This is a genomic window from Deltaproteobacteria bacterium (genome assembly GCA_011773515.1).
GTDB lineage: Bacteria > Desulfobacterota > Deferrimicrobia > J040 > J040 > WVXK01.
Genome location: WVXK01000023.1, coordinates 84,498 through 101,578 on the forward strand (window position 1 = coordinate 84,498; position 17,081 = coordinate 101,578).

The following is a 17,081-nucleotide window of genomic DNA, read 5'->3' on the forward strand; positions in this document are numbered from 1 at the left end:
TCACCTATCCCGTCAGACATTCTGAATACGATCCCTCTTGGAAAAGAAACGCTGAAAATTCCCGTTGGATTTCATCTTTAATATTTTCTAAGAAACTTTCCGAAAAAACAAACTTTTTCACAGTCGAGTGCCCATCGGGCACCGTATGGCCTCTTTCCAACAGATGGTTGAGCACAGCAGGTTTCCATCCCGATGAATTTATCTGGAGATGTATGAGAAGCCTGTTCCTTCGCACGCGACCTGCAAACCCCGCGAATTTTATCCCCTCCAGAAAAACATCAAATTTGTCCCCGCTTTCGATGCAATAACCACCACGAGCATTGCTATGATCTGCTGGTTTTCCCTCGCTCAGGGAGATGCCGCTCCCCTTCTCGATAACAGTCGTGATAATGGATCTGATTTTCGTAACACAGGAGTGATACACGCAAACAGGGGATACTTTTGTCCTGAGGAAAAACGACAAACAGAGATCTTCACCATGGAAAGCTATTGAACCTCCCGACACGCGTCTCAAAAGGGAAATTCCCTCATTCGTTGATAATGGTAACGTGAAGTCATTCAGAGGAGAAAGATAACCCAAAGTCGCACAGTAATGACTGAACGTATGGACCCTGACCAGAAAAGGCACGTCTAATCCGTCGAATGACTCGAAAAGAGAAAAATCCTTGTGCACATTTTCTTCAGGCGACAGACCAAAATCGTATAACCACCTGATCACTTCAGCTACCCCCGAACTTTTCGATAAACCTGGTGCTCAATTTTCCCTCGACAAAATCCGGATCGTTGAGGATTTTTTTATGAAAGGAAACGGTTGTCTGCACCCCTTCGAACACAATCTCATCAAGGGCCCGTCTCATTCTTGCAATAGCTTCTTTTCTGTCCTCTCCCCAGCTTATCACCTTTGCTATGAGAGAATCATAGGTGGCAGGGATGATATATCCATTGATCACCGCCGAATCGACTCTCACACCATATCCGCCCGGCAGATAACAGGTTTTTACCAAACCGGGGGACGGCATGAATTTTTTCGGGTCCTCTGCGTTTATCCTGCACTCGATTGCGTGGCCCCGGAACTGGACGTCATCCTGTTTTATTTTGAGTTTCTTCCCGTCAGCTATTTTCAGCTGCTCTTTGATCAGGTCAACACCCGTAATCATTTCCGTTACCGGATGCTCGACCTGTATCCTCGTGTTCATCTCGAGAAAGTAAAAGTTTTTTCCCGGAACATAGAGGAACTCTACCGTTCCAGCGCTTACATACCCCACGGCCTCCGCGACCTCAACTGCGGAGGAATGCATCTTTTTTCTCACCCGTGCGGGGATTCCGGGAGCCATGGCTTCCTCGAGAAGCTTTTGATGTCGCCTCTGGACCGAACAATCGCGGTCACCGAGATGAATTGTGTTTCCCGATGAATCTGCCAGAACCTGTACCTCCACATGCCTTGCATTTTCAAAATACTTCTCTATGTACACATCGGGGAGGCCAAAAGCCGCAAGGGCCTCTGATTGTGCCGTCAAAAATGCGTTGATGAACGTTGCCGAGGAATGAACGATCTTCATACCCCGTCCGCCCCCGCCTGCCGCGGCTTTTATTATCACGGGAAATCCAATTTTCTTGGCTACTTCGAGGCCTTCCTCTTCTTCCACTACCGGCCCCTCACTGCCCGGCAATATGGGAACATCCGCAGAGGCCACAGCCTTTCTGGCCTCAATCTTGTTTCCCATCAAGCGAATTACGGACGAGGGGGGTCCAATAAAGTTGACCCCGTAGTTCTCACAAATCTCTGCAAATGCAGCGTTTTCTGCAAGAAATCCATAACCGGGGTGTACTGCATCTGCATCGGTGACCTCGATAGCAGACAAAAGGGAGGGAACGTTCAGATAACTATCTTTGCTCTCCGGTGGTCCGATACATATCGCCTGGTCGGCCATCTGTACCGGAAGACTGTCTCTGTCGGCCGTGGAATATACCAGGACGCTCTGAATGCCGCTCTCTTTGCACGTTCGAATAATCCTGAGAGCAATTTCTCCCCGGTTTGCTATGAGCACTTTTCGTATCATAGTATCCGATTTCCTCTCAGTCGACGGCTATGTGAAACATTGGATGGCCAAACTCAACGGCTTCCCCATTCTCCACAAGAATTGCCACCACCCTCCCCGTCGCGTCGGACTCGATCTGATTCATAATCTTCATGGCCTCTATGATACACAGGACCTGCCCCCTCGTTACGATCGAACCCACCTCAACAAAAGGAGCCGCATCCGGTGCCGGTGCACGGTAAAAAGTGCCTACCATGGGAGAAACTATTTCCTTTATATTTTCTGCGACCTTCGGTATCTCCTTTTTCTCCGGCGCTGTGGCTTCCCGAGGAGCCTGAACGACCGTTTCTGCCGGAATCTGTTGAGAGGGGGCAGCACTCCTCCTGCTCAACCTCACCGAGCTCTGCCCTTTTTTATACTCGAGCTCAACGATATCGGAACCCTTGATTAAATTGATAAGATCCTTGATTTCTTTCAGATTCATATTTCCCTCGCATTTATACTCTTTCTATGTATTCACCCGTTCTCGTATCAACCTTTATGACGTCCCCCTCATTCAGAAAAAGGGGCACCTGAATAACCGTCCCCGATTCAAGCTCTGCAGGTTTCGTCCCGCCTGATACCGTGTCTCCCTTCAAACCCGGGGCAGTCTTTTCTATTTTCAACTCAACGAAAATGGGGACCTCGACTCCTATCGGATCTCCCCTGTAAAATTGTATCTTCAGGAGCATTCCTTCCTTCAAAAATTTCCGGGCATCACCAACGTGGTCGCCGTTGAGAAATATCTGCTCGTAACTGGAAGTATCCATGAAATAATAGTCTTCCTCCATCTCGTACATAAACTGCATTTCCTTCTCTACCAGGTCCGGGACGCCAACCTTTTCACCGGAGCGGAACGTATGGTCCACCACGGCTCCGGTCCTCAAGTTTTTCAGCTTTGTCCTGACAAAGGCCCCCCCCTTTCCCGGCTTGACATGGAGGAACTCGAGAATCACACAGGGGTAGCCCTCAAACTCTATCTTGAGCCCTCTTCGAAAATCTGACGTCGAGTACACGTTAAGAGCCCTCGTTAAGCGAATAAGTCTCTGCCATTCTTTGGCAGGTAAGATATTTTTTCAAAACCGTTCTCGGTGATTTTAACAAGGTCTTCCAATCTTACACCACCTTTTCCAGGAATGTAAATACCCGGTTCTATTGTAATAACCATTCCAGGTTTCAACACATCCTTTGAGTAACGGGAAATGTGCGGCGGCTCGTGTATTTCCATTCCCACCCCATGACCTGTCGAGTGGACGAAGTGCCTTCCATATCCGCTGCTGTCGATAAAGCTCCTCACCGTCAGATCGATATCCCTGCATTTGACGCCCGGTGCCAACTGTTTAAAGGCTTCCTCTTTAGCGCGCCCGACAACAGTCATCACCCTCCGAAGTTCCCTGTCAACCTTCTTATCTTTTCTCAATAGGGTTACTGTCTCGTCCGAGCAATATCCTTGAAATCTGCACCCGTAATCGAACAGCATAATCTGCGCCCCATCAAGCTTCGACGCATCGGGCGTTGCATGCGGCATGGCGGATTTATCGCCGAACGCTACAATCGGGGGAAAAGATGAACCCTCGGCTCCCCGCTTCTTCATTTCAAATTCGATTGTTGCGGCCAGGGTATTTTCTGTTGTTTCGCTGTTCAAATATCTAAGGGATGTCAAAAAAGCCGTCGACGAGATTATTACCGCCTGTTCGATGATATCAATCTCCCGCTGCTCCTTGATCATTCTCATCCGCACAAGAGGAGAGACTGTCGGCTGCAAGCGGTAACCCCACTTTTGGATGAGATTGTACATGCTGTAGGAAAGCCTTTCCCTGTCGAAATAGACATCCTTCCCCTTTTTTAATACCTTCCTTATGAAGTCCCTCTTCCTTTCGTAAATAACCTTCCCATCAGCAACCACCTCCGAACCCGCCTGAAGCGCATACCTGCCGTCGGTGCCAAAATGTACACCCTCTCCTGAACACAGAAGGATTGCATCGGTCCCTGAAAAACCGGTAAGGTACCGAATGTCAGTCAGAGATGTGATCAGGAAGGGGATTTTCTTTCCCCTTTTCAACTTTTTGATCAGTTGCACCTGTCTGCTTTTATAATCGAACACGTTACGTCCCTTTTATGGCATTCATCAGTGCAAGAGCCCCGAGATAGTATGAGTACCACCCGAAACCACAGATTTTGCCTCTCACCACATCCTCGATCATCGAAGCTTTTCTAAATTCTTCCCGAGCGTAAACATTCGAGATATGGACCTCAACCGCTAAAACCCCCGTTGCAATGAGTGCATCCCTTATGGCCACGCTCGTGTGGGTGTACGCTCCGGGATTGATAACTATTCCATCAGCAATGTCCTGAGCAGACTGAATCTTATCGACAATGTCCCCTTCGTGGTTGGACTGAAAAAACTCAATCTCAACGCCCTGCTTTGTCAGGAGACCGGTTACCTTTTGCATCATATTCTCATAGGATGTCTCTCCATAAACCTCTACTTCCCTCGTACCCGTGAGGTTAATATTCGGCCCACTGATGAACAATATTTTCATTGAATCCTCCCTGTATGGAGAGCAGCGCGTTGTCAGAGTGTTTCTCGAAGCGCGGGCGCGACAGATTTGAGATAAAACCTTGTCTTCCCCGTCAAGGAAACTTCGGACGTGACGACGAAGAGAAAATATTCATTCTCTATGACAAGAACGTGCACGTAATAATCGCTTCCCCCGAAACAGAGTTCTTCGACGCTCGAAAGGGAATTTTCAACAGATATTCTTGACAGCTCCTTCAGGAGAAAAGCAATCTCTGCTGCAATCGCAGAAAGGTCCAGATTCATCCGTCCGTTTTTCCATTCCTCTATAATCAGCCCGTCAAACGCGCTCACGGCGATTAATTGAACCCTTTTTTCCCCTTCAGCTATCCTGCTTACAATGTCATGAAAAATCATCTGTATGCCTCCACAATTTTTTGGAGAAAACCATTGAGAGCCTCAGCATATCTATTCAGCATCCCCTCCTTTTTGTGAAGAGAATCGATTTTATCCCTCAAACGGATTGCACCTTCGTTTCCGGGGTCATCTTTTAAAATTTTCTCGAGAACCTCGAGCGATTTATCCCTCTTTCCTTCCCTCAGCAGTACTTCCGCCATTGCGGTCGTGTAAACCGGAACTTCATCCTCAGCAACTTCCTCGGGGGCGGGGAGAGCCTCTTCCCTCACCTCTAAAGCAGGCTCCTCGGCGACGACATATGGTTCTCCGAGCTCTTCCTCTCCCTCGCCCTCACCATATTCATCATCCTCGATACCCTCTATCTTATAGACATCCTCCCCTATCTTGACAATCGTCTCGGAAGGGATTGTCTCCACCTCGCCGCCCACTCCCTCAGGTTGCATCCGATCCTCGATCGCCTCATATTCCCTTCGCATTGCTATTGCTTCTTTATTCCCGGGATTGAGTTGGATAATCTCATCCAGGATCCTCAGGGCCGCCACATTTTTTCCCTGCCTCGAATACAACCTCGCCAGGGTAAGGTTCAACTTCTCATCTGTTGGGTCCCTGTCAAGAAGCCTCTTTACAAGATTTTCGGCATCGTTGAATCTTCCGCTTGACTCGAGAACGTCCAGATCCTCATATATTTCTCCCTCTACCTTGCTTCTCACCTTTGCCTCCATGAAGCTTTGGAGGAAATTCAGGGACTCGACAGCATACTTCTCGTAATCCTTCAGTTGAAACGTGCGGATTTCAGACCTTCCTATATCGGTCAATACGGGAACATCCAACGTATCGAGCGCCCTCTTCTTGTCTCTCATGAACAGGGCAAACACGTTTGAATAATCGACATTCTCGGGAAGTATCTCGTACCTGAGATTCTCCAGCACACCTATCACGATATTGCGTATCTCCTCTGCACAGGCCCCCACGGTCAGGCTGATCTGAGCTTCAATCGCCATGCCGGCAGCAACAGCCTCGCCGTGGAGCAGTCGCGTGTAGGACGTGGCCTCCTCGATGCCGTGGCCGATGGTGTGCCCGAAATTAAGCACTTTTCTCTGCCATGACTCCTTTTCATCTGCCTCGACGACGGCAATTTTATATTGAATGCTCCGCGATATGACATCCATCAAAAGCGGTGTATGTGAACGGATATCTTCGAGCTTTTTTCCCCTGAGCAATCTGATGATTTCACCGTCCCCGATGAAACCCACTTTCAAAACTTCAGCCAGTCCCGCCAGAAAATTTCTGTCGTCGAGAGTCGACAGGTACTTGATGTCGATAAAAACCGCCCGGGGTTGGAAAAATGACCCGATGACATTCTTGGCGTCCTTGAAATTTATGCCCGTTTTCCCGCCAACACTGCTGTCGACCTGGGCAAGAAGTGTCGTGGGTATCTGGATATAATCTACACCTCTCATAAAGGTGGCGGCACAGAAGCCGACAATGTCCCCTGTCACCCCTCCACCGAAAGACACGATCAGCGACCTCCTGTCGCACTCTTTATCGAGAAGAAACTCGTATACAGCACGGGCATTATCGTGGTTTTTCCTCTCTTCTGAGGCCTCGAGGGGGAAAATGTGGCAGTCGATATTCTTGAAGATCTGTTCCACATCATCTTTATAGATCTCGTAAAAGGCGGCGTCGATTATCAGGAACGCTTTCTTGTTCGCATAAACCCGTAACATCCACTCTTCGATAAATTTTCCGAGGTCGTTCCCTGTGAAGATGTCGTAGGATTTTTCTCCCAGCTCTACATTTATCGTTCTTTCAACGGTCAACAGCTGCCCTCCAGTGAGAGGCGATCTCCTCTGATATCTCCTCTATGCTTTTGCCATCAGTCTGAACTGATATGTCTGCAGATAGATAGTAAGCTTTCCTCTTCTCCAGCAACTCCGAAATCTTGGCCAGTTTGTTCTCGCCCTTCACGAGAGGGCGGTCTTCGCAGGTTTCGATCCTCTCCTGCACCTCGGCTGGGCTTGCCCATAAACAGATTACCATACCGTATGATTTCATCAACTTCAGGTTTTGAGGATCGAGAATCGTTCCTCCGCCGGTTGAAACGACTCTGCCGGGGACTTTCAGGACCTTTCCAAGCATTCTGCTCTCCATATCCCTGAAGGCGGGCTCCCCCATTTTCGAAAAAATATGGACGATCTTCATACCCGCCTCTTTTTCTATCTCCCCATCCAAGTCCACGAATTCCATCTTCAGCTTTCGTGACACCGACCTTCCCACAGACGTCTTCCCCGTCCCCATGAAACCTGTGATGACAAGACCCCTTAACTTTTCTCGCATATCCTTCCAAGGTACGACTCATACCCTTTTATGGTGTCTTCGAGAAAGTCTCCCCCAAATTTTCCCAGCAGGCTCCCGGCGAGGACCAGGGCAACCATCGACTCGCCGATCACTGAAGCAGCGGGCACTGCGCAGATATCACTCCTTTCCTTTACCGCGGCAGTCTGGGAATAATCCCGAATTGAAACTGATTCCAGAGGAACGGTGAGAGTGGGTATCGGTTTCATGTAACAGCGAAGGATGAGGTCTTCCCCGTTGGTCATCCCCCCTTCCAGCCCGCCTGCATTGTTTGTCTTTCTCATAAATGGCAGCCTGTATCTCTCAAAAAACAGATGTTTTCCCGGTTTGGCAAATATCCTGTCATGTACGCGTCCTCCTCCTCTTCGCGAAGATTCGAAGGCATCTCCTATTTCTATCCCTTTTATTGCCGGTATCGACATGAGAGCCATGGCGAGCTTTCCGTCCAGACGCCTGTCCCATTGCGTATAGTCTCCAAGTCCGGGGGGTATTCCAAATCCCAGGACCTCAAAGGTACCACCGACGCTGTCTCCTCGTTTCGCCGATCCACGAATGAGTTCCATCGCCTCTTGGGACTTTTTTGAATCGATCATCCTCAAGGGATCTCTATCCGGCTCTTTTTCCAGCAAGCCCTCCCTGAAAACCCTCCTCCGAGACCTGACCGTCCCCACAGATGTGACGTAGCTCATTACCCATATATCGAACTGAGCCAGGAGCAATTTTGCCAGCGCGCCTGCAGCAACCCTTGCCACTGTCTCTCTGGCCGATGCCCTCTCAAGAACGTCCCTGACATCTTTTGCTCCTCTCTTCAAAACTCCCGGGAGGTCGGCATGGCCGGGCCGGGGATTGATCACTATGTCTTTGTCACCCGGACCTTTCCCGAAAGGCGCCATGATCCTTTTCCAGTTCTTGAAGTCCTTGTTCTTTACGTGAATGCAAATGGGTGATCCCAGGGTCATTCCGAACCTGACTCCCGAGGTAAATTCGGCAGTGTCAGCTTCGATACCCATCCTGCCCCCTCTGCCATAACCGGACATTCTCCTTTTGAGTTCCCTGTCCACAAACTTTCTCTCAACCGGAACCCCGCTGGGGAATCCCTCGACGATTACCGTTACCCCCTTGCCATGGGACTCGCCGGCTGTGAGGAATCTCACCATGGACACTCCCTCAAAAGCTCATGAATAAAAAAAAGCACCTGGAACGAGCACCAGGTGCTTTTCGTGAAAAAGACAAAAGAATCAGATCTCCTGACTGTTCTCAATGATCTTTGGTGTGATAAATATCAGAAGCTCCGTATTATCGTTTCTCTCCGTCTCCTTTTTAAAGAACCAGCCCAGGAGGGGAATCTTGTGAAACCATGGGACGGCATCAATACTTTCGGTCCTTTGAATCTGCAGGATGCCGCCTATGACAGCGGTCTCCCCGTCTTGTATCAGCACCTGTGTGTCTGCCTCGCGGCTCGATATTGATGGCACCCCGTTTACGGCGTTCCCGAAATCTGGGGTATCGTTTGCCGCATTGAGTTCCATAACGATCGTCTTGTCAGGCGTGATATGCGGTGTGACTTTGAGTTTCAGCGCCGCGTCGACAAATTCCGTCTGTGTACCCGAAGCGGAAACGGTTGAGTAGGGTATTTTTACTCCTTGCTGTATTATGGCCTCGTTATTTGTTGTCGTCACTATCTTGGGGCTTGAAATGATCTTGCCGTTCCCCGTTGTCTCGAGAGCAGAGAGGGAAAGGTCGAGCCTGAAATCGCCCCGCAATATGCCGAAGGCTATACCCCCACCAGAGCCCTGGCCCACCGCTGCCGGAAGGTTGACCGCATAAGTGGGGAAATTGGGGTTCGGTGTCTGGGCGTCAGGGAACAGCGTCCCCGTATCATCCTGAATGCCGGAAACAAAGATCCCGTCAGGCTGGCTCTGGTATGCGGCGCCCCACTGAACGCCCAGCTCTCTGGTAAACTGGGTGCTTACCTCGACTATTCTTGCCTCTATGAGAACCTGGGGTGTGGGTGTGTCGAGCTTTTTAACCAGATCTCTTACCTTCTCAATGTTTTTGGGTATGTCCTTTATGACCAGGGTGTTGGTCCGCTCATCAACCTTTGCCTTTCCTCGCGCGGACATAACTTCCTTGATCTGATCTTCGAGTTCTTTCACGTTAGCGAAGTTTACCGGGATCGTTTCGATGACCAGTTCCTCGAGTTCCTCCTTATTCTTGATGCTCTGAAGAACCTCCTTTTCCTCTTCCCTCAATTTGCTGATCGGGGCAATTCTCAGAACATTCCCTTCGAGCTTCGCGCCGAGGCCTTTGGTTTTCAGAACGATATCCAAAACCTGGTCCCAGGGAATATTGACCAGCCGCAGCGTAACCTTCCCTTTGACCTCGTCGGAGGTAATGATATTCAGGTTGCTCACCTCGGCTATGATCCTCAGCACGTTATGAATATCAGCATCTTTGAAGTCGAGGGAAATCCTCTGCCCCCTGTAGACTTTCTGCTCCATGCTATCGATAGTCACGAAGGGGGCAACTTCTCCAACAACGGGGCTGGAGGGAGCCGCCCGTGCCTCCATTTCACTCTTTTTGACGGCCCTGTACTCGGCCACTCTGTACCCTTTTTTCTCGACCTTTTTCTCCTTGGCGAAAGAAAGTACGAGCCTCTCATCCCCCTCGTTTACATCGTATTGATGTCCCCTCTCGTATGCGACCTTGACTGACACATCATCCCCATCCCTGTTTGCATCAACCATTTTTACGGGAATGTCGAATTTGGTCGCATCGAGATGGCGGAGAAGGTTTTCGGCGATTTTGACCTTCTTTACGGTAACGATTGCGAGCCCATCAGATCCTTTCTTCTCTATGACAGGTTTTTTCGAGTAGCTAATCACCACGTTTGACTTTTCTGGAAAATCTTCGAGATCTATCCCCGTAATTTCAGGAACGGCGGGAGATGGCTCCACTCCCCTATCAAGACTGGTAACCTTTTCCTCTGCGCCACCCCCCACTGAAACGACGATATCCCCGTTTTCGGTGGTGACGAGAAACGGAAGGGGAAGGTCTTTGGCCGTTTCGATCATTAATCTCACTTTATCTTCCTGCTCCGCGATCTTGATACCTTGCACTTGCGGTGTGTTGACAGCAATCTGTTCCTTCCCGATAAGGTTCTTTACGCCCCACAAATCCAGTATTATGCGAAAGGGATCAGAAATCTTGAAAGCATTGTAATTTTTCAATTCCCCCTGTATACTTGCCCGAATATTGGTGAAATAAGCGGTCTTGTCGATCATTATCTCCTTGAGCAGTGTCGTCTCCGCCTTTTCCTGCATATCTTTACCACCCGCGTCGTCAGCCGCATAAACCTTCACTCCCAGGAACACAAGGAGTGTTAAAAGGACGATGAGCAGTAAAGCTTTCTTGACCAGGTCTTTCATCAAGTTCTTATGATCCATACCTATTCTCCTCCTGGAAGTGGGAGCGTTAGTCTCTTTTCCCTCGTAACTTTCCTTCCCGTTATATCAAAGTATTCTTCGATAACGACAATTTCTTTGTCGGTAATCTGCGAAATAACACCGCCGTTTTTGCCTACCTTCACTCCCTTTTTCACCGTGTAACCCTTTCCCTCATTATCTTCGATGAGAGCCAGTGTCTCATTGCTTTTCATCAGAACCCCCACAATTTTCAGTTCTCCCAGGTCAAACTTCTCAAGAGGGGTAAGGGCTCCTTTCCTCTTTACCGCAACGGCCTCTTCCTTCAAAAAGGGCAAAAACGGGTCCTTCAGCCCCGTAGCGGTATAACCGGCAAATGTGTCTTCAACCGGCTCTTTTTCTGAAACAGGCTCCTCCGTTTTCGGCTCCTTAACTTGCTTCTGGACTTTCTTGACTACCCGGGAAACTTTCTGCGTCTTCCCCTGCTCCCCAGAACAGCCGGTGAAAGTCAGGGAAAAAGCTACGATCAACAGAATAAATACAAAGATCCCCGAACTTGCCATACGTTTACATTTCATCCGTGATAATCCTTTCATTTTTCAGGCTTTTTCTCCTTAAGGAATCTGAAAGTCCTCGCGGTGCAGTTGATCGTCATGACAGCTTTGTCCCTCGAGATAACCGGCCTGTCAAAGAGCACGTCGGATACATTCACGATTCTCGACAGCCTGCTCACCCGGTCAAGGAACATCCCGAAATCGTGGAAACCTCCGTTGACGGATATATCGACCGGTATTTCCGCATAAAACTCTCTCGGCACCTCCCCTTTCGGTGCGAATTTCAGGAAATCCAAGCCGCTTTCTTTTCCAACATCGGATATATTCCTCAAGAGCTTCGGTATTTCAGAAGAGTTCGGAAGCTGTTCGAGCAGCTCATTGAGCTGTACCTCCAGCTTTACCACCTCTTTTTTAAAGGTCTCGAGATCCTTGGCAATAATTCTCTGTTCCTTGATTTTTCCCTCAAGGGTCACTTTCTGCTGCTGGAGGGCATCTATTTGGGTTTTTACCGGCGTGTAGTAAAGGTAATAGTAGCCGACGAGAACTGCCACAACCACCAAACCGTAAAGCACCGCCTTCTGCTTTGTCCCTACGCCTTTCAAGGATAGCTTGTCTCTAAGCGCCATAGTTCACCCTTGTATTTAAGCTTTCAATTCCACTCTGATTTTAAAAAGCATCATCCGGACGCCCCTCACTACCTTCCTCTCGGCTGACTGGAGCTCTATTTTTCCGAATTTTTCTGTGGCCCCGAGATTGTTCATGAAGTCGGCTACCACGTAGTTGTTGAGAGCGTAGCCCTGTATCTCCATGGACCGTCCAGAATAATTCAGCCTCGAAATCCACGCCTTTTCAGGAACTGTCCGGGCGAGGGTATCCATGACAATAACAGGCGCCTTCCTCCCCCTCTGGAGATTTGCCACGATATTCACTTTTTTCTGGAGCTCTTTTTTCTTTTGCTTGAACTTTTCAACTTCCCCGATCTGTTTTTGAAGTTGGGCTATTTCCTGCTTGGCTTTCTTTATATCATCCTCGAGACGGGACACCTTTGCGACGAGAACTGTTTTGTGAAAGGAGAACAAAAGAAGTATGAAAGCGATGATTGAGAGAAAGAAGACAAGGTCGACATTGATCTTCTTCTTCCTTTTGCGCTTCTGTCTTATGAGATTGATCTTTATCATTACTTGTCTCCTGGTTTTCTCATTGACAACCCCGTGACAACTGTTGCCGCCGTACCGAAGTTTTTCACGTAATCTGGATTAACCGATGATTCATCGATCATGAGTCCTTCGAGGGGATCAAATATTTCCGCAGAAATGGAGAGCTTTTCCTCAATTAATTCCTTCAGGTGCCTGGCCCGGGCAGCCCCTCCTGCCAGGAAAACCTTCGTCACCAGCTTATCGGGATACGTGGCTGCGTAGAAGTTGTAGGACCTTTGCACTTCTGTCGCTATGATGCTGGACACATTCTTTACAACGGCATCCACCCGCTCCGGGTTGAAATCCTCCAGCTCCTCTCCCTTTTTCATATTCTCTGCAACACTGTATGAAACGCCAAACTGCCGCTGAATTTCATTGTTGTACATGGACCCGCCCATCGACACATCCCGGGTAAAGAGAGGGATGCCCTCATCGAGAATGATGATGTTCATGAAGGAGGAGCCCAGATTGACCACCATGGGAAGTTGCTCGTCCGAGATTCCCGAGCAGGCCTCGAACGCGTTCCCAACGGCTATTGAATCCACACCGATTATCGATGGGACGAGCCCTGCCTCTCTTATCACCGACACGTATTCCTCAACGAGATCGTTTTTCGCGGCAACGAGCAAAACGTCCATCCGGGTTGGATCGTCCCGCAGTGGCCCGATGACCTGAAAATCTATCTTCACATCCTTGACTTCAAAGGGTATGTACTGCTCTACCTCCCACTGAATTGATTCTTCGAGGTCCTCAGGGGTTGTCGTCGGCAGAACAACCTTTTTTATGATAACTGAATGTCCTTCAATCGACGCCGCAACGTATTTGTCCCGAATACCGAGATCGGCAAAGCCGTTCTTTATCGTTTCCACCACCGTGCTGTGGTCCATGATCGCCCCATCGACGACGGTATCCGGAGAGAGGGGAAAAACACCGAATTTCTGAACCTGAAACGAAACTCCCATCTCCTTCAACTTCATGATCTTGATACTCGACGATCCGATGTCCAATCCCACAAGCTCTTTTTTTCCGAATAGATTCATCGTTCACCACCTATTCTTCTTCATCAAAGCCAAAAACCTTATTCTTATCGGAGAGCTTCAATCCGAGGGCAAGTATTATTTTCCGCTTGGTATCCATTCTGCACCGCATACCCTTTTCGATCCTGTCTATGGTGAGCACCGACACGCTCGCCCGTCTCGCGAGTTCTGCCTTACTCATGAGTTGGCTCTCCCGTATCTTCTTTACGTTGTTCTTTTCACTATATTTTTGACTTTCCATTTCTCTTTTCATTTTCCCCACTTTTTACCTTAATCGGTTTCTTTTTAGAAAATCTTAACCTTCTTAGATTTTATGTCAAGTTTTTTTTAAGTGATGTGTAATTTATACATAATTTTAATCAATTTATATCATATTCTTTAATTTTATACAAAAGTGCAGGATGCGATATTCCGAGGATTTTTGCCGCAAGGGGTTTTCTTCCTTCCGTCTTCCTCAGGGCCTTTTTGATCATGTCCATCTCAAGCTCTTTAATGGCCTCCTTCAACGTTATCTTTTCAGGATCAAAATCCATAAAAGTAACGACACTTTCTTTTTTTATCTGTTCGCCAGGACCCTCCAGATATTTCGGGGTTATGATCTCCGTTTCTGCCATGACAACGGCTCGCTCGACAACGTTTTCCAGCTCCCTTACATTTCCCGGCCAATCGTATTCGGTCATCAACCTGAACGCCTCCTCGGAGAATCCTTTTATTTTCTTATCGACTTTTTGAGAGAAAATGTTAACGAAATGTTCGACCAGGGTAATTATATCTTCCTTTCGTTCCCTGAGTGGGGGCATATGAATTACTAGCTTGTTGAGCCTGTAAAAGAGATCTTCCCGGAAACTGCCCCTCGCAACCTCCTCATTTAACTTCTTTGACGTTGCAGCAATCACCCTTACGTCAACTGAACGGCTTTCTGTATCCCCCACACGTCGTATTTCCCCCTCCTGAAGAAATCTGAGCAGCTTCGCCTGAACAGGCATCGACAGCTCCGGAATTTCATCGAGGAACAGGGTTCCCCCGTCCGCCTCCTCGATGAGGCCCTTCTTGTCGTGCTGGGCATCGGTAAAAGCCCCCTTCTTGTATCCGAAGAGCTCCGTTTCGATAAGGTTCTCAGGAAGCGCGGCACAATTTACGGGAACGAAAACGCCCCTCTTTCTTTCACCACTGAAGTGGAGCGCTCTCGCCACCAGCTCCTTCCCCGTACCCGACTCTCCGGTGATCAATACCGAAACATCATAATCCCTGCCTTTCTCGACGAGGGAAAAGACCTCTTCCATCGGTTTGCTTCTCCCGATAATCCCTTCAAAGGAGTATTTCCTCTCCAGTTCCCTCTTCAGTCTCTCGTTCTCCTCCCGCAGCGCCCTCTCGTCGAGGGCTTTCTTGATGATGACGAGGATTTCATCTATGTCGAAAGGCTTCGAAACATAGTAGTACGCCCCTTTCTTGACTGCCTTGATAACGGTCTTGATCGTTCCAAATGCAGACATCATTATGATGATAGACTTTATGCCTCTTTCTTTTGCATTTTCAAGGAACTCCATTCCGTCCATCTCGGGCATTTTTATATCTGCCAGCACAAGGTCGCAGGGATCAGACTCGAGGATTGCAAGACCCTCTTTCCCGTTCTCCGCAGTCCTTACTTGGAAGCCTTCCTTTTCAAGAACCCTTTTCAGGACATCCCGCACGTTCACCTCATCATCCATGACAAGAATTTTGTACTTCAATTTTCACCCCCCGCTTTCCTTCGTAAAAATTCAGCAAAAAGTAGTTTCCCTGCAAGGTCACCGCTTCGCAGATATTGGCAGGTAAACCCGGAACAGGGATCCCTTCCCTTCGGCGCTCTCGAAAGATACATACCCGTCGTAGGAATCAAGGATGGCCGTGGTAACCGATAATCCGAGCCCCGTTCCTTTTCCTGGATCCTTCGTCGTAAAGAAAGGATCGAAGATTTTATCCTTCTCCTCCTCTTTGATTCCTGTCCCCGTGTCAGCAATTTCAACAACGACGAAGCGGTCTGCCCATCTCTCCTTGCGAATCCCCCTGTTCATCCTCATACGTGCATAGTTAATCTCGGGGGGATCGGTCCTCCTTCTCCTGACCTGCTGAACCGATTCTTTTCCGGCTTCTCTCTTTTCAAGATAGGTTCGAATGGTCAGCGTCCCACCCCCGGGCATCGCGTCTACCCCGTTCATGAAGAGGTTCAAGAGAACCTGCCTGAGCTTGCCGGGGTCGATGGAAGCTTTTGGCACGTCATCAAATTTCTTATCAATCGTGATTCTTTCGAAAATCTTCCTGTAGGAGAGCGATCGAATGATGTCCCCGATAATCTCGATGACATCAGCCTCCTCGACTTTACGGACGCCGATACGGGAGTGGGCAAGGAGTTCCCTCAATATCCCTTCGATTCTCCCCGATTCATCATGAACCCTCCCGAGACAATCTCTCTGCTCGTCGCTTAACTCGGTATTTCTCAACATGTGTGCAACATATCCCTTGATTGCCATGAGGGGATTTCCCACCTCATGCGCTATCCCCGAGGAAAGCCTCCCTATCGTAGCCATTTTTTCAGCCCGGATAACCTGGGCACGGGACAGCTTCAACTCTTCGTTCGTTTTCTCCAGGGCATCAACCATTTCCTCCAGGTCCCTTCGATGTCCCTCCAGCAGGTCAAGTGCATTGTTCAGGGCTTCCCCAAACCGTCCCAGTTCATTTGGCGGCATGTCCCTGACCCGCGTGTCCCTGTCCCCCCCTTCAATTTTCCCAACCACCTCGATGAGATCGGACAGGGGAAGGGCAATTTTTTTTCTGAAAACAAAATAGGCAAAGAAGAAAAGAACGAGGACATACAGAAAAGATGTTGCCCCCACGATCGAACCCACTCTGCTAAAATCTCCGGGTCCCTGCAAATCGAATTCAAAGGCGTATATCTGCCCTGCCCCCTCCGACAGGAAAACGGGTATGAGGATCTCACCTCTTTTCCCCCGGGAGCGCGAGATTGCGCGCCCTGCAAAGAGAGCCCTCTTTTCACTATCTTTCAGCCATGGCGCTTGGCTTTCCCCGAGCACGGTATCAGCCGGAATTTTCCTGCCTCTAAAACCCGGATAGGAACTGCCAATCTGTTCCGAAAAGAGCAAAACTCCCGCATCGCCTTCGGCCCTGAATATCTCATGAACCGACGAGTTGAGTGATTCTGTGAGGAGGGTAAGGAACCCGGCCGTGTAATTCCGCCACATCAAACCGGTTGCGTAACTGAAAAGCAAGAGCTGGAACAAAAGAGCCGTTGAAAAGATGATGGCGAGGGCAACAGGGATACCCTTCCTTATACCGAGGGTCTTTCCGCTTTCCTTAATGCCCGGCAAATCTATATAGCCCCCTTGATGAAAGAAGACCAAAACGAAACATAAACAGTTCTGCTCCAGAGTATTCTACAAATTCGACTCACCTGCATCAAGCAGGAAAAGGGGTTGCAGAACCAGCCTACCTTATAAGATCTAAACG

General features: G+C 48.9%; 18 protein-coding genes. All 18 read right to left on the bottom strand.

Annotated features, from left to right (window positions below; genetic code table 11):
* Positions 1-4: 4 nt before the first annotated feature.
* Entirely contained in the window at positions 5-718 is a 714-nt protein-coding gene (locus tag GTN70_03025; protein NIO15964.1) for a hypothetical protein, read from the bottom strand.
* A 1-nt stretch (position 719) separates the two neighbouring features.
* On the bottom strand, positions 720-2,060 hold the full coding sequence (gene accC / locus GTN70_03030; GenBank protein NIO15965.1) for an acetyl-CoA carboxylase biotin carboxylase subunit: 1,341 nt from the start codon (positions 2,058-2,060) through the stop codon (positions 720-722).
* 16 nt (positions 2,061-2,076) lie between these two features.
* Positions 2,077-2,523 carry an acetyl-CoA carboxylase biotin carboxyl carrier protein gene (gene accB / locus GTN70_03035; protein ID NIO15966.1) on the bottom strand — a complete coding sequence of 149 codons (447 nt, stop codon included), beginning with the start codon at positions 2,521-2,523 and terminating at the stop codon, positions 2,077-2,079.
* A 13-nt stretch (positions 2,524-2,536) separates the two neighbouring features.
* Positions 2,537-3,094 (bottom strand): elongation factor P, encoded by a 558-nt coding sequence (gene efp / locus GTN70_03040; protein NIO15967.1) that lies wholly within the window; start codon positions 3,092-3,094, stop codon positions 2,537-2,539.
* Between the two features lie 14 nt (positions 3,095-3,108).
* Positions 3,109-4,182: a M24 family metallopeptidase gene (locus tag GTN70_03045; protein NIO15968.1), complete on the bottom strand. Its 1,074-nt coding sequence runs from the start codon at positions 4,180-4,182 to the stop codon at positions 3,109-3,111.
* 1 nt (position 4,183) lies between these two features.
* Positions 4,184-4,621, bottom strand: a complete 438-nt coding sequence (gene aroQ, locus GTN70_03050) for a type II 3-dehydroquinate dehydratase (GenBank protein NIO15969.1) — start codon at positions 4,619-4,621, stop codon at positions 4,184-4,186.
* A gap of 32 nt (positions 4,622-4,653) precedes the next feature.
* The gene (locus tag GTN70_03055; protein NIO15970.1) at positions 4,654-5,013 is read right to left on the bottom strand and encodes a hypothetical protein; all 360 of its coding nucleotides are present in this window, start codon (positions 5,011-5,013) and stop codon (positions 4,654-4,656) included.
* Positions 5,010-6,833, bottom strand: coding sequence for a 3-dehydroquinate synthase (gene aroB, locus GTN70_03060; GenBank protein NIO15971.1), 1,824 nt, complete (start codon positions 6,831-6,833; stop codon positions 5,010-5,012). The genes GTN70_03055 and aroB overlap by 4 nt, the downstream gene beginning before the upstream one ends.
* Entirely contained in the window at positions 6,823-7,350 is a 528-nt protein-coding gene (locus tag GTN70_03065) for a shikimate kinase (protein ID NIO15972.1), read from the bottom strand. The genes aroB and GTN70_03065 overlap by 11 nt, the downstream gene beginning before the upstream one ends.
* The gene (gene aroC / locus GTN70_03070) at positions 7,335-8,525 is read right to left on the bottom strand and encodes a chorismate synthase (protein NIO15973.1); all 1,191 of its coding nucleotides are present in this window, start codon (positions 8,523-8,525) and stop codon (positions 7,335-7,337) included. Before aroC ends, GTN70_03065 begins: the two co-directional genes overlap by 16 nt.
* 81 nt (positions 8,526-8,606) lie before the next feature.
* A complete protein-coding gene (gene pilQ / locus GTN70_03075; GenBank protein ID NIO15974.1) occupies positions 8,607-10,814 on the bottom strand; it encodes a type IV pilus secretin PilQ in 2,208 nt (735 codons plus the stop codon).
* Positions 10,815-10,816: 2 nt separating this feature from the next.
* Positions 10,817-11,368, bottom strand: a complete 552-nt coding sequence (locus tag GTN70_03080) for a hypothetical protein (GenBank protein NIO15975.1) — start codon at positions 11,366-11,368, stop codon at positions 10,817-10,819.
* Between the two features lie 14 nt (positions 11,369-11,382).
* A complete protein-coding gene (gene pilO, locus GTN70_03085) occupies positions 11,383-11,970 on the bottom strand; it encodes a type 4a pilus biogenesis protein PilO (GenBank protein NIO15976.1) in 588 nt (195 codons plus the stop codon).
* A gap of 15 nt (positions 11,971-11,985) precedes the next feature.
* Complete coding sequence (locus GTN70_03090; protein NIO15977.1) at positions 11,986-12,522, bottom strand: hypothetical protein; 537 nt, start codon at positions 12,520-12,522, stop codon at positions 11,986-11,988.
* The gene (gene pilM, locus GTN70_03095) at positions 12,522-13,580 is read right to left on the bottom strand and encodes a type IV pilus assembly protein PilM (protein NIO15978.1); all 1,059 of its coding nucleotides are present in this window, start codon (positions 13,578-13,580) and stop codon (positions 12,522-12,524) included. The genes GTN70_03090 and pilM overlap by 1 nt, the downstream gene beginning before the upstream one ends.
* 10 nt (positions 13,581-13,590) lie before the next feature.
* The gene (locus tag GTN70_03100) at positions 13,591-13,830 is read right to left on the bottom strand and encodes a helix-turn-helix domain-containing protein (GenBank protein ID NIO15979.1); all 240 of its coding nucleotides are present in this window, start codon (positions 13,828-13,830) and stop codon (positions 13,591-13,593) included.
* Positions 13,831-13,936: 106 nt separating this feature from the next.
* A complete protein-coding gene (locus tag GTN70_03105; GenBank protein NIO15980.1) occupies positions 13,937-15,307 on the bottom strand; it encodes a response regulator in 1,371 nt (456 codons plus the stop codon).
* 57 nt (positions 15,308-15,364) lie between these two features.
* Entirely contained in the window at positions 15,365-16,942 is a 1,578-nt protein-coding gene (locus tag GTN70_03110; protein NIO15981.1) for a hypothetical protein, read from the bottom strand.
* Positions 16,943-17,081: the final 139 nt, after the last annotated feature.

Excerpts from the sequence above, each read along its gene's own strand:
- GTN70_03100 (NIO15979.1), bottom strand. The coding sequence starts at position 13,830 with ATGAAAAGAGAAATGGAAAGTCAAAAATATAGTGAAAAGAACAACGTA.
- pilO (NIO15976.1), bottom strand. The coding sequence starts at position 11,970 with ATGGCGCTTAGAGACAAGCTATCCTTGAAAGGCGTAGGGACAAAGCAG.
- accC (NIO15965.1), bottom strand. The coding sequence starts at position 2,060 with ATGATACGAAAAGTGCTCATAGCAAACCGGGGAGAAATTGCTCTCAGG.
- GTN70_03065 (NIO15972.1), bottom strand. The coding sequence starts at position 7,350 with ATGCGAGAAAAGTTAAGGGGTCTTGTCATCACAGGTTTCATGGGGACG.
- GTN70_03080 (NIO15975.1), bottom strand. The coding sequence starts at position 11,368 with ATGAAATGTAAACGTATGGCAAGTTCGGGGATCTTTGTATTTATTCTG.
- GTN70_03055 (NIO15970.1), bottom strand. The coding sequence starts at position 5,013 with ATGATTTTTCATGACATTGTAAGCAGGATAGCTGAAGGGGAAAAAAGG.
- GTN70_03090 (NIO15977.1), bottom strand. The coding sequence starts at position 12,522 with ATGATAAAGATCAATCTCATAAGACAGAAGCGCAAAAGGAAGAAGAAG.
- aroC (NIO15973.1), bottom strand. The coding sequence starts at position 8,525 with ATGGTGAGATTCCTCACAGCCGGCGAGTCCCATGGCAAGGGGGTAACG.
- pilQ (NIO15974.1), bottom strand. The coding sequence starts at position 10,814 with ATGGATCATAAGAACTTGATGAAAGACCTGGTCAAGAAAGCTTTACTG.
- pilM (NIO15978.1), bottom strand. The coding sequence starts at position 13,580 with ATGAATCTATTCGGAAAAAAAGAGCTTGTGGGATTGGACATCGGATCG.
- aroQ (NIO15969.1), bottom strand. The coding sequence starts at position 4,621 with ATGAAAATATTGTTCATCAGTGGGCCGAATATTAACCTCACGGGTACG.
- accB (NIO15966.1), bottom strand. The coding sequence starts at position 2,523 with ATGAATCTGAAAGAAATCAAGGATCTTATCAATTTAATCAAGGGTTCC.